The following is a 12,958-nucleotide window of genomic DNA, read 5'->3' as shown; positions in this document are numbered from 1 at the left end:
CAACAGTACGGCAGTAATTTTTTGCCAATGGTAGTGGTGTACATGAATATGTTGTCAACACGCAACCATGACGAACGGGGCCATAATCAGAGGTTGCCATTTTATGAATATAGCCATCGAGTAAAACAATAAAAACCAAGTGAATTGTTGTCTGTATAGACAGAAGCACGCCGCTAGTATGAAAGGTGCTACGAGAATATCCAGATAAGCAAGACCGACTACTGCGATAAAATTGCCAGCGAGGAAGATTGTTGTCAGTCGCAAGTCTCTGCTCCAGTAGCAGTAAATAATTGACGAAAGAAGCAGAAACCCTGTCAGTGTAAGCTTTACTACTATGCTGCCGTGAAACCCCCAGTTTTTTAGAGCCTGATCGCCAGCCCAAAGCAACACAGCAGACAACGGAGGGTAGTTGTCGCCAACAATTGATGCATAGCCTGCAAAAGGCCCTTGTTGCTGAGTGGTATAAATCCATTTTAGCCAGTGAAAATACATGTCTGGCGTACCTGAGCTGCCGATCATGGTCAGGCCGAAAAAAACAGCAACATTAAAGTGAGCAAACAGGCAGCAGAGCTAAAAAAACGGACAGAATGAAACGATCGCATAATCCAATTGTTCGTTAAAAATGCTTTTTATATGATATTGGCCGGAGTCGGGGTCAGAGCTCCATCATTGTATAGATAGAAGGAAACTGAGCGCGTGCCTTATTTGCAAACAACGAAGACAAAAATCTGTGGCATCACTTCTATTGATGATGCACAAGCCGCCGCAGCCGCCGGTGTGGATGCCATCGGCTTGGTGTTTTATGCCAAGAGTTCGCGCTGTGTGACGGTGGCGCAAGCAGCTGACATCGCGCGTGCGGTGGGGCCATTCGTCACCACGGTCGGTTTGTTTGTGGATGCAGCGCGTGGTTGATGCTTTCTTCGCTGTGGAGAAGCCCGCCGCGTGCGGGCTTTTTTATTTATGGCAAACGGTGCTACTCTCGTACTCAACCTAACTCGGTAATTTACTAATAGAGGTTAGTGCTATGCGAGATGTTCAGCGCCTTTTAACAGCTGCTGTTTTTTTATTCTGTGCAGCATCCCTTCAGGCTGCTCCTGGCGATCTAGATACTAATTTTGGTGTGGGCGGTGGTGTCACTACGCTAGTGGGCGGTGGGTACGATGGCGCTCGTACGGTAGTTCAGCGATCAGATGCAAAGCTGGTAGCTGGAGGGTACAGTTACAACGGCAGTAACTACGATTTTGCCTTGGCTCGTTACAACACAGATGGCTCGTTGGATAGTGGTTTTGGAGTGGGAGGCAAAGTGAATACCGCTATTGGCTCCAGCAACGATGCCGCTTTTTCGATGGCTCAGCAAACGGATAATAAACTGGTGTTAGCTGGATATAGCTACAACGGCGGTACCAGCTACAACTTCGCCTTAGCGCGCTACAACGAAGATGGTTCACTCGATAGCAGCTTTGGTACGGGAGGCATTGTTACCACGGCAATGAGTTCAAGTGATGACTCATCTTATTCTGTGATTCAACAAACAGATGGCAAGTTGGTAGTAGCGGGATATGCTCGCGTTGGGAGTAGCTACCGCTTTGCTTTAGCGCGATATAACACGGATGGTTCGTTGGACAGCGGTTTTGGCACTGGAGGTAAAGTTTTTACGGCAGTAGGAGGAACTTACGCCTTTATTTTATCTGTCATCCAGCAGACAGATGGCAAGCTGGTAGCAACGGGTTATGTCCATAACGGCAGCAATTACGACTTTGGCTTGGTGCGCTACAACACGGATGGCACGCTAGACACCAGTTTTGGTGTGGGTGGTGTGGTTCTCACAGCGGTAGGAACAAGTCAGGATTATCCTTTTTCAGTGATCCAGCAGGCAGATGGTAAGTTAGTGGCGGCCGGATATAGTTACAGCGGTAGTAACAATGATTTTGCTTTGGTGCGCTACAACACGGATGGTTCACTGGATAGCAGTTTCGGCACTGGCGGCAAGGTAACCTCTGCCGTAGGGGCAGGTCACGATTACATCTATTCAGTGATTCAGCAGGCAAATGGCAAGTTGGCGGCTGCGGGATACAGTACAAACGCCGGTGTCGACAGCTTCGCCTTGGCGCTCTATAACACGGATGGTTCACTGGATAGTGGTTTTGGTGCTGGTGGTATTGTTACCACAGCCGTGGGTTCTAGTGCGCAAGCATTCTCAATCATTCAGCAAACGGATGGAAAACTCGTTGCGGCAGGGTATGGCACTACCGGTAGCAACGAAGGTTTTACTTTGGTGCGCTACGAAAGCCAAGCCGACACAGATGCCGACGGTGTTTTTGATGATGCCGACAATTGCCCAACGGTACCCAATCCAACCCAAACCGATACGGATGGGGATGGTATCGGTGATGCTTGCGATACGCCGATCAACCATGCCGCCGAGCTGGGTACTTTCCACGGTGCTGTGCGAGCAGACATGCTGGGTTCAACGGTAGCCTATGTGGGTGACTTTGATGGTGACGGTTATGGTGACTACGCCATTGCCACCCCTGGTTACGATGTAGTGCCTACAGCCATCCGCGCATTGCGTGACGCCGGTCGCGTGCAGGTGATCTCCGGTGCAACTGGCACACCGTTGGCAACGCTGGTTGGAGCCGCGACAAGAGAGGGCGTGGGTACAGCCATAGCGGGCAACGCCGATATCGACGGTGACGGCACGATGGATGTGGTCGTCGGCGCGCCATTAGCCGCCAACGGTGCTGGCGCCAAAATGATGGGTAAAGTCACCATCATCTATGGCTGCAATACCCCAAGCTGCGTACCAATGGCGCAGGACATTTACGGCACGACCGCCAGAACGCTGTTTGGTTCAGCGGTAGCGCTGGGTGATGTCGATGGCGATGGCCTTGCTGATATTGTGGTCGGCGAACCGTCGGCCACGCATGTCAACGCCCCGTCGCTGAAGAAAGTGGGGCGCGTGACCGTGTACTCTGGCGCAGACCTGTCCGTGATCGGTACACCGTATTACGGCACAGCAGCCAGTGCGCACGCCGGTTCTGCTATTGCACTGGGCGACTTTGATGGCAATGGCATTTTAGATATTGCCGTCGGTGCGCCGAGCGAAAGCGCCCTCAGCAACGGTAAAAAACTGACAGCAGCGGGCAGCGTAACGGTATACAGCGCAGGCAACCCAACGCCGCTCTACAAACAGTACGGCCAAGCGGCCGTTGACAACTTTGGCAGCGCACTGGCATCCGGTGGTGATATTGATGGCGACGGCACTCACGACATCGTGGTGGGCGTACCGAAGCTTGACCATCCCACTAACAGAAGGCTCAAAGATGTAGGCGGCTTCGTGGTGCTGTACGGCAGCCACAGCGCTACCTACACCCGCGGCGGCAATACGCTTGGCAGAGAAGTGCGTTCAGCCTTCGGCTCTGCCGTCGCCTTGGCGGATGTTGACGGTGACGGCACGGCAGACATCGTTGCCAGCGCCCCGAAAGCCGCTAACCCCAGAGCCTTCCCGCGCCCTGTGGCTGGTGCAGGTAGCGTGGCTGTTTGGGCGGGTGGCGCAGAGCCATTCGTGCAGCTGGGTACTACTCGTTACGGCAAGGTGAGTGGTGATGTGTACGGCACATCCGTTGCGGCGGGTGATATTAGTGGGGACGGCAAAGCGGATCTGGTGATTGGCATCCCAGGTGTGGATGTCAGCGTGATGCTCAATGGCAGACTGAGGCCGCAGAAAGACGCCGGTAGCGTGTTGGTACTCAACGCCACGGCGTTGTGATCTACAAATAATTTAATGAGAATGGTGCTGTGCTTGCTTCATCAACTTCTATTTCTACTGCACGAGTAAAAATCTGCGGCATCACTTCTATTGATGACGCACAAGCCGCCACAGTCGCCGGTGCAAATGCCATCGGCTTGGTGTTTTACGCCAACAGTTCGCGCTGCGTGACGGTGGCGCAAGCGGCAGACATTGCGCGTGCGGTGGGCCATTCGTCACCACCGTGGGTTTGTTTGTGGATGCAGCGCGCGAAGAAATTGAAGCGGTACTGCAAGCCGTGCCTTTGCAGCTATTGCAATTTCACGGTCAGGAAACGCCAGCGTTTTGCGCATCATTTAACCGCCCGTTTATCAAAGCGATACGCATGGCAGATGGCGTGGATGTGCTGACTGCCGATCGCGAATACGCGGCAGCGGGCGCGCTGGGTTTGTTGTTGGACAGCTATAGCCCTGCAGCAGCGGGCGGCACGGGTGAAACCTTCGGCTGGGAGCGCATTCCTGCCAATCTGCAACTGCCGTTAATTTTGGCGGGCGGCTTGTCACCAGAGAATGTGGGCGTAGCCGTTGCACAGGTAAAACCTTACGCGGTGGATGTGAGCAGCGGCGTTGAAACTGCCCCTGGGCGCAAGGATTCCGCTAGAATGGCCGCCTTTGTACGCGCCGCACATGCAGCGGTGCGGTAATCGGAGCCTTGTTGTGACATCCCCCCAAAATATTGATTTTTCTACTTTTCCTGATGCGCACGGCCATTTTGGTCAGTTCGGCGGTCAGTTTGTTTCTGAGACTTTAATGGCGGCTGTGAGCGAGCTGGAAAAAAGCTACATGCAGTTGCGCAACGATCCAGAATTCCTCGCCGAATTTGATCATGACATGGCGCACTATGTCGGTCGTCCGTCGCCACTGTATTTCGCCGAGCGTTGGAGCCGTGAGTTGGGCGGCGCGCGCATTTTTCTCAAGCGCGAAGATTTGAATCACACCGGCGCGCACAAAATTAACAACACCATCGGTCAAGCGTTGTTGGCAAAACGCTCCGGCAAAACACGCATCATCGCGGAAACGGGCGCAGGTCAGCACGGCGTAGCGACAGCAACAGTAGCTGCGCGTCTCGGCATGGAATGCGTGGTCTACATGGGCGAGGACGATATCAAACGGCAAACGCTGAATGTGTACCGCATGAAGCTGTTGGGCGCGACGGTGAAATCGGTCACTTCCGGTTCGCGCACTTTGAAAGATGCGTTGAACGAAGCGATGCGCGATTGGGTGACGAATGTCGATAACACTTTTTACATCATCGGCACGGCAGCAGGCCCGCATCCGTACCCAATGTTGGTGCGCGATTTTCAATCCATCATCGGTCGCGAAGCGCGCCGTCAATGTTTGGAACAAACGGGAAAATTACCGAACGCGGTTGTTGCTTGCGTGGGCGGCGGCTCTAACGCGATTGGTTTATTTCATCCGTTTTTAGCGGATGAAAGTGTGGCGATGTACGGTGTAGAAGCGGGCGGTGATGGCATCGAAACTGGTCGTCACGCAGCAACTTTATCGGCAGGTCGCCCCGGTGTGTTGCACGGCAATCGCACTTATTTGATAGATGATAACAGCGGTCAAATCATCGACACACATTCTGTTTCTGCAGGTTTAGATTATCCGGGCGTAGGCCCTGAGCATTCGTGGTTGAAAGATATTGGTCGCGCGCAATATGTGGCGATTAATGACAACGAAGCGCTGGCAGGTTTTCGTCGCTTGACGCAAATCGAAGGCATCATGCCGGCGTTGGAATCCAGTCACGCCGTTGCCTACGCGGAAAAATTAGCGCCTACGATGACGCCAGACGATGTAATCGTTGTCTGTTTGTCTGGTCGTGGTGATAAAGATATTCACACCATTGCCGCCATCGACGGCATTAAAGTTTGAGGGCGCAGTTGTGAGTCGTGCTGTTGTGAATCGAATTGCGTCATGTATGCAACAACTGAAAACTGCTCAACGCAAAGCGTTGATTCCTTATATCGTTGCAGGTGACCCGAATGCCGCAACCACGCTCGCCACGCTGCACGCGATGGTGAAAGAGGGTGCAGATATTTTGGAAATCGGCGTGCCATTTTCTGATCCAATGGCAGAAGGTCCGGTGATTCAAAAAGGTCACGAGCGCGCGCTGGCGAGCGGGATGTCACTGCATCAAGTCTTGGATTTAGTAAAAGATTTTCGCAAAACCGATGACAAAACACCGATTGTGTTGATGGGCTATGCCAATCCGATTGAGCGCATGGGTTATGCCGCGTTTGCGGATGCGGCGAGTGCTGCCGGCGTGGACGGTTTGTTGACTGTCGATATTCCACCGGAAGAAGCGCACGATTTGAATGCAGAATTAAAACGCGTCGGTATCGACAATATTTTTCTGCTCGCACCCACTACAACAGATGCGCGTGCAAAACATATTTGCGAACTGGCAACGGGCTATTTGTACTATGTGTCGCTGAAAGGCGTAACCGGTGCAGGCAATTTAGATACTGATGAAGTGCGTGCAAAATTGACGCAGTTTCGCGGTTATACCTCGCTGCCGCTGTGTGTGGGTTTTGGTATTAAAGATGCGGCTTCTGCGCGCGCAATTTCCGAAGCGACCGATGGTGTGGTTGTCGGCAGTGTGTTGGTGAATGCGATGGCAGAAACAGGTGAAAAATCTGTCGCTGCGGTTGCCAGTATCATTGCTGATATTCGTCGTGCAATCTAAGAAATATTTTTAGTAAAGAACTAAGCAATAAAGTAACCAAGGAGAGCGTTCATGAGTTGGCTTGAGAAATTGGTTCCGACCGTTGTTCGATCTGAGAAACGCGCACAAGGTAGCAGCAGCGCAATTCCTGAAGGTCTGTGGAAAAAATGCCCCAAGTGCGAAGCAGTGTTGTATCGCCCTGAATTGGAACGCTCTTTGGATGTTTGTCCGAAATGCGATCACCACATGCGCATCGGTGCGCGCACGCGTTTGGATTGGTTTTTGGATGAAAACGGCAGAGAAGAATTGGCAACCGAAGTGGAGCCGATTGATCGTCTGAAATTCAAAGATGTCAAAAAATACAAAGACCGTTTGAGTGCGGCACAAAAAGAAACCGGCGAAAAAGATGCGTTGATTGCTTTCAAAGGTACAGTGAACGGTTTGCCGGTTGTCGTCGCTGCGTTTGAATTTGCATTTCACGGCGGCTCGATGGGCTATGCAGTGGGTGAAAAATTTACCCGCGCTGCAACTTTAGCGTTGAACGAAAAAATCCCCTTCATTTGTTTTTCCGCAACGGGCGGCGCGCGTATGCAAGAGGCGTTAATTTCGCTGATGCAGATGGCGAAAACCAGCGCAGTCATCGAACGCATGAAGCAGCAAGGCGTGCCGTATATTTCGGTGATGACGGACCCTGTTTACGGTGGTGTTTCTGCGAGCCTTGCGCTGTTAGGTGATCTCAATATCGCGGAACCTGGTGCGCGTGCAGGTTTTGCCGGTCCTGGCATCATCGAACAAACCATTCGTCAAAAATTGCCAAAAGGCTTTCAGCGCAGTGAATTTTTGTTGGATCACGGTGCCATCGACATGATCGTGCATCGCAAAGACATGCGCGATAAGTTATCCAGTTTGCTCGCGCGCCTCACGCATCAACCTGCTGTGGTCAGTGCCAGCGCGTGAGCGCGAGATTCACTACGCTCGCTGAATGGTTGCAGTGGCAGGAAACGCTGCATCCATCCACCATTGACCTCGGTCTTTCTCGTATTCGCCAAGTGGCTACACGGCTGTTGGGCGAAAACTTTCCCACGCAACAACCGTTCACGATTACGGTGGGCGGCACCAACGGCAAAGGCTCATGTGTCACCACACTCACTGCTTTGTTGCATAGCTTAGGCAAGCGCGTCGGCAGTTTTACCTCGCCGCATTTATTTCGCTACAACGAACGCATTCGCATTGATGGCGCGGAAGTGTCAAATGCGGATTTGTGCGAAGCTTTTGCTGCAATAGACGCTGCACGCGCTGAAATCAGTCTCACTTATTTTGAATTCAACGCACTGGCGGCATTTTGGCTATTCAAAAAATATCGCGTGGATGTGCAAGTGTTGGAAGTGGGTTTGGGTGGTCGTTTAGATGCTGTGAATCTGTTGGATGCCGATATTGCCGTGATCACCAATATTGCTTTGGATCATGTCGATTGGTTGGGCGATACCCGCGAAAAAATTGGTGCAGAAAAAGCGGGTATTTTGCGCGCCAACGGCAAGCTGGTGTATGGCGAAGTGGGTATGCCAGCGAGTATTCAAGCTATCTGCAATGATTTACAAGTTGATATTAAAAAAATAGAGAGTGATTTTGGTTTTGTTGCGCAAGATGAAAACTTTCGGTGGCAGGGTATTGATGCACAAAACAATGCAGTAACACTGCATGCAAAAACGCCGTCGCTGCCACTGCCGAGTGTGGCTTGCGCTTTGCAGGTGTTGGCTTGGCTAGAGTATTGGGATGAAGAAAAGTTTTCTGCAACGCTGCCGAATATTTCCCTCGCGGGTCGTATGCAGAAAATTACTTGGCAGGGCAGACAGTGGATTTTGGATGTCGCGCACAATGAAGCGGGCGCGCAGTACTTGGCGCAACGCTTACAGCAAGAAGACGAAATAGCAGTAAATTTGATTTTTTCTGCGATGGCCGATAAAGACATTGCAGCGGTACTTGCTGCGTTAAAACCGGTTATAGCGCAGTGCGTGTTATTTCCTTTGCAAGATAATGCTAGAGCTGCTTCTTTATTGCAGCTGCGAGAAGCGGCGTTGGCTGCTGGCATTCATTCAGAAAAAATTATTTGCGTTGATGACGAGAAAAAAGCGATTACTTGTACAGAGCAGCAAGTGGCTGATATGCCAATGTTGGTGTGCGGTTCGTTTTTTACCGTCGCAGCTGTGATGGACTATTTGAGATGAAAGAAGTAAATACGAAAACCAGTAAAGCGTGGTTGTTTTATGTCCCACCGCTCGCGATTGGTTTGTATTTATTGGCGCTGTGTCTGTTCGTGATGTTTTCTCGCCTGACTTATCCCTACGAATTGGAGTGGATGGAAGGCGCAATGTTTCAAGTGGTGATGCGCGTAGTCGATGGACTGCCGATATACACCACCCCCAGCATGGATTATGTACCGCCTTTATACGCGCCGCTGTATTTTTATGTGGCGGCATTGGCGACAAAAGTCATGGGAGAAGGTCTGCCGGCTCTGCGTTTGGTGTCACTGTTGGCTTCACTGGGAACGGTGACTTGTGTTGGTTATGCGGTATGGCTGCTGACGCGATCTCGCTTGTCTGTATTACTCAGTGTGTGCTGTTGGGCTGCACTCTACGCTTTAGTCGGTAGTTATTACGATGCTGCTCGGTTAGATAGTTTGTGGGCTTTTTGGCTTACGGGAGCATCAACTTGCTTGATTACTTTTTCTCAGCAGCAGAAAAAAATCTTCTTATATCTTATGGTGCTTTTATTGTTGTTGGCTGTCTTTACCAAGCAGACAACGCTATCCATGCTGCCATTTTTCTTTCTTGCGCTGTGGCTATTTTCTGATTTTAGAACAGCTTTTCTTGCTGGTTTAACGCTATCTATATTGATTGGGGCTGCATTATGTTTGTTGCAATGGCAAACAAAGGGCCTGTTCTATTTTTATACGATGGAGATGGCGAGAGCGCATAAGTTTATTCAAGGTGTTCCCATGAATTTTTTGCATGGCGATATGTTGACGGGTGTGCCTATCTATCTTGGTTTGTGTGCAAGTTTTATTTTGATGGGCAAGAAAACTGCTAGACAGCGTTGTGCTTGGTTGTCGTTGTTTTCTGGTTTTTTTCTGATGAGCTTGTTGTCACGCTGGTATTCTGGTGGTTGGATCAATGTGTTACTGGCTTTTCATCAGCTCATTGTCGTGATATCGGTGGCGGGTTTTTGGTTGGTAGTAAAAAGCCTGAGTGGTGTGCAGAGCCCATGGGTAAGAAATACTTTTTTAGGCTTGATGAGTGTCTTGTTAACTTTGAATATGGCAAGAGCTTGGATTCATCCCAATTATTTTTTGCCAACAGAAGCAGATCGCGCGTGCGGTGATAGTGTGGTTGCAGTGTTGAAGCAAGCGCCGGGAGATCGTGTTTGCGTCTCCAAGCATACCTATCTGGCTTTTTTGGCAGATAAAAAAAGCTGCGCACATGAAGCGTGGGGAATTGATGTGATGAACGGTAGTAGTCATCAGTTCGCAGAGCAATTACAGCAAGATGTGAAGCAACAATTACTCAGCGGTCACTATTCACTATTGCTATTGGATAATGACAGGCAGTTTAAAGACTACGATGTGCATTGGAATCAACTACCGTATACCGCGACGGATGTCGATTGCCCGACTAGCGCTTTTTTCCCTAAATTGCTGGGGCCTCGTCCTATGCACTGGTTGCGCTACAACGGAAAAAGTATGGATGATCAACGCTCAAAAGAACGCAAACTAATTGGTAGTCAAGGCTAAAAATTCAGAGCGCGTCGCTGGATTGCTTTGAAACACGCCCAGCATCGCAGAAGTTTTCATCACCGAGTTTTGTTTTTCTACACCGCGCATCATCATGCACATATGGCGTGCTTCGACCACGACAGCAACGCCCGCTGCATTTGTCACCGCTTGAATGGTTTTCGCAATTTGTTTGGTTAAACCTTCTTGAATTTGTAAGCGGCGTGCGTACATATCAACAATGCGTGCGACTTTGGATAAACCCAACACTTTGCCGGTAGGAATGTAAGCGACATGACACTTGCCGATGAAGGGCAGTAAGTGATGCTCGCACATGGAATACAGTTCGATGTCTTTCACCAAAACCATTTCATTGCAGTCGGATTCAAACAGCGCGCCGTTGATCACTTCATCCAAATTTTGATGATAGCCACGTGTTAAAAACTGAAAGGCTTTTGCAGCGCGTTCTGGTGTGTCGCGCAGACCATCGCGTTGCAGGTCTTCACCGATGTCGGCAATGATTTTGGCAAAGGCATCTTGCATGAGTTGTTCCTGTCATTTTTGCAGGCGGTCACAGTAAGCGAAGCCTGCGCTGGGGTAAAGTCCGAACAAGGCGCAATGACAATACTGGTGATATTAATAGGGTTTTCTGCGGGTAAACTAGCGCATTACTACATGAGAAATCTTTGATGAATTTGCAAGACTGGTTACAGGAAACTGCGCAGCAGATTGAGCAGTCGGGCGTGTTTTTAGGGCATGGCACGGATAACAGTTGGGATGAGGCGCTGCATCTGACGCTGCCGCTGCTCAATATTGCGTTTGATGCATCGCCCGATGTATTGCAGCGTGTACTGTCTGCTTCGGAGTTGGAACAATTATGCGCCGTGCGAGAACAGCGCATCGTGCAGCGCATTCCTACGCCGTATCTCACGCAGCAGGCGTGGTTTTGCGGTCTGCCGTTTTATGTCGATCGCCGTGTGTTGATTCCGCGCTCACCCTTGGGTGAGTTGATCGATGAAGGTTTTTATCCTTGGCTGCAAAAAGAGCCACAGCGCATTTTGGATTTGTGTTGTGGCAGCGCATGTATTGCGATTGCTTGCGCCTTGGCTTTTCCGGAAGCGCAGGTGGATGCGGCGGATATTTCTGCTGATGCGCTGGCGGTCGCTGCCATCAATGTCGCGCAGCACGGTGTGCAGGATCGCGTGCAATGCGTTGCTTCAGATTTATTTGCGGGCTTAGCAGGGCGGCGCTATGACTTGATCGTCTGCAATCCGCCCTATGTCGATGTGCAAGATATGGCGGATTTGCCGGACGAATATCGCCACGAGCCGGAATTGGCGTTGGCTTCTGGCTTTGACGGTTTGGATTTCACGCGGCGTTTATTGCGCGAGGCGTTATTGCATTTATCTGATGACGGCGTGTTGATTGTGGAAGTGGGCAACAGTGCCGAGGCGCTGGAAAACGCTTTTCCAATGGTGCCTTTTGTGTGGTTGGATTTTCAAAACGGTGGCGATGGTGTGTTTATGCTGACGGCTGCTGAACTGCGCCAACACGCTGAAAGCCTATAAACCCTTCCCGTATAATGTGCGGCTCAAAGAGGAAATAGCGCATGTCCGGCAATAGTTTCGGCAAATTATTTACGGTGACAACTTTTGGCGAAAGCCACGGTCTTGCCTTGGGTTGTATTGTCGATGGCTGCCCACCGGGGATGTCGCTCTGCGAAGACGATTTGCAGTTGGATCTCGATCGTCGCAAACCCGGTACTTCGCGTTACACCACGCAGCGCAGAGAAGAAGATCGCGTCAAAATTTTATCGGGTGTGTTTGAAGGAAAAACTACCGGTACGCCGATTGGTTTGTTGATTGAAAACACGGATCAACGCTCCAAAGATTACGGCAACATCAAAGATATGTTTCGCCCGGGTCACGCCGATTACACCTACAACCAAAAATACGGTTTTCGCGATTATCGCGGTGGTGGTCGTTCATCGGCGCGCGAAACGGCGATGCGTGTTGCAGCGGGTGCGATTGCCAAAAAATATTTGCAGGAAAAATACGGCGTCACCGTGCGCGGTTGTCTCAGTCAGTTGGGTGAGATTGCTGTCGATTTCAAAAACTGGGATGTGGTGGAGCAGAACGCTTTTTTCTGTCCTGATGCGGAAAAAGTGCCTGCCTTAGAAACTTATATGCAGCAGTTGATCAAGGATGGCGATTCCATCGGTGCAAAAATTTCTGTGGTGGCAGAAGGTTTGCCGCCGGGTTGGGGTGAGCCTATTTTTGATCGACTGGATGCCGATATTGCGCACGCGATGATGAGTATTAATGCAGTAAAAGGTGTGGAAGTGGGCGCAGGTTTTGCGTCGATTGCGCAGCGCGGCAGTGAACATCGCGATGAAATCACGCCGCAAGGTTTTTTATCAAACCACGCGGGCGGCATACTCGGCGGTATTTCCACGGGGCAAGATATTCGTGTGCATATCGCGCTCAAGCCGACTTCCAGTTTGCATCTGCCCGGCCGCAGCGTTGATGTGCAGGGCAATCCGGTGGAAGTGATCACCAAAGGGCGACACGACCCTTGTGTAGGTATTCGCGCCACACCGATTGCTGAAGCCATGCTCGCGCTGGTGTTGATGGATCATGCACTGCGTCATCGTGCGCAAAATTTTGATGTGGTGATGCCTACGCCGGTAATTCCTGCGCGCGCACCGGAATAATTGC

General features: G+C 50.8%; 10 protein-coding genes and 2 pseudogenes. 10 read left to right on the top strand and 2 right to left on the bottom strand.

The annotated features are described in order from the left end of the window. Nucleotides 1-54: 54 nt before the first annotated feature. Nucleotides 55-519, bottom strand: coding sequence for a hypothetical protein (locus R3E63_06405; GenBank protein ID MEZ5539571.1), 465 nt, complete (start codon nt 517-519; stop codon nt 55-57). A 186-nt stretch (nt 520-705) separates the two neighbouring features. On the opposite strand from R3E63_06405, the pseudogene R3E63_06400 reads away from it, so the two are divergent. The 8 genes and pseudogenes from R3E63_06400 (at nt 706) to R3E63_06365 (ending at nt 10,262) form a co-directional block, all read left to right on the top strand. Beyond that, nucleotides 706-906: pseudogene (locus R3E63_06400) on the top strand (N-(5'-phosphoribosyl)anthranilate isomerase). Nucleotides 907-1,024: 118 nt separating this feature from the next. After that, nucleotides 1,025-3,769 (top strand): FG-GAP-like repeat-containing protein, encoded by a 2,745-nt coding sequence (locus R3E63_06395; protein ID MEZ5539570.1) that lies wholly within the window; start codon nt 1,025-1,027, stop codon nt 3,767-3,769. Nucleotides 3,770-3,819: 50 nt separating this feature from the next. Next, nucleotides 3,820-4,451 (top strand): annotated as a pseudogene (locus R3E63_06390) (phosphoribosylanthranilate isomerase). 13 nt (nt 4,452-4,464) lie between these two features. Further along, nucleotides 4,465-5,682 carry a tryptophan synthase subunit beta gene (gene trpB, locus R3E63_06385; protein MEZ5539569.1) on the top strand — a complete coding sequence of 406 codons (1,218 nt, stop codon included), beginning with the start codon at nt 4,465-4,467 and terminating at the stop codon, nt 5,680-5,682. A 46-nt stretch (nt 5,683-5,728) separates the two neighbouring features. After that, complete coding sequence (gene trpA, locus R3E63_06380; protein MEZ5539568.1) at nt 5,729-6,496, top strand: tryptophan synthase subunit alpha; 768 nt, start codon at nt 5,729-5,731, stop codon at nt 6,494-6,496. Between the two features lie 51 nt (nt 6,497-6,547). Beyond that, nucleotides 6,548-7,432 carry an acetyl-CoA carboxylase, carboxyltransferase subunit beta gene (accD, locus tag R3E63_06375; GenBank protein MEZ5539567.1) on the top strand — a complete coding sequence of 295 codons (885 nt, stop codon included), beginning with the start codon at nt 6,548-6,550 and terminating at the stop codon, nt 7,430-7,432. Beyond that, nucleotides 7,429-8,700, top strand: coding sequence for a bifunctional tetrahydrofolate synthase/dihydrofolate synthase (folC, locus tag R3E63_06370; protein MEZ5539566.1), 1,272 nt, complete (start codon nt 7,429-7,431; stop codon nt 8,698-8,700). The genes accD and folC overlap by 4 nt, the downstream gene beginning before the upstream one ends. Continuing rightward, nucleotides 8,697-10,262, top strand: coding sequence for a hypothetical protein (locus tag R3E63_06365; protein MEZ5539565.1), 1,566 nt, complete (start codon nt 8,697-8,699; stop codon nt 10,260-10,262). Before folC ends, R3E63_06365 begins: the two co-directional genes overlap by 4 nt. On the opposite strand, the gene folE is transcribed toward R3E63_06365, so the two are convergent. Beyond that, nucleotides 10,242-10,784: a GTP cyclohydrolase I FolE gene (folE, locus tag R3E63_06360; protein MEZ5539564.1), complete on the bottom strand. Its 543-nt coding sequence runs from the start codon at nt 10,782-10,784 to the stop codon at nt 10,242-10,244. The two genes, R3E63_06365 and folE, sit on opposite strands and share 21 nt — an antisense overlap. 146 nt (nt 10,785-10,930) lie before the next feature. On the opposite strand from folE, the gene prmB reads away from it, so the two are divergent. Continuing rightward, nucleotides 10,931-11,809, top strand: a complete 879-nt coding sequence (gene prmB / locus R3E63_06355) for a 50S ribosomal protein L3 N(5)-glutamine methyltransferase (protein ID MEZ5539563.1) — start codon at nt 10,931-10,933, stop codon at nt 11,807-11,809. 41 nt (nt 11,810-11,850) lie between these two features. Then, nucleotides 11,851-12,954: a chorismate synthase gene (gene aroC / locus R3E63_06350; GenBank protein ID MEZ5539562.1), complete on the top strand. Its 1,104-nt coding sequence runs from the start codon at nt 11,851-11,853 to the stop codon at nt 12,952-12,954. Nucleotides 12,955-12,958: the final 4 nt, after the last annotated feature.

It is taken from the genome of Pseudomonadales bacterium, from assembly GCA_041395665.1.
Lineage (GTDB): Bacteria > Pseudomonadota > Gammaproteobacteria > Pseudomonadales > UBA7239 > UBA7239.
Note: the sequence above shows the minus strand (reverse complement) of the source record. Positions and strands in the feature narration are given on the sequence as shown.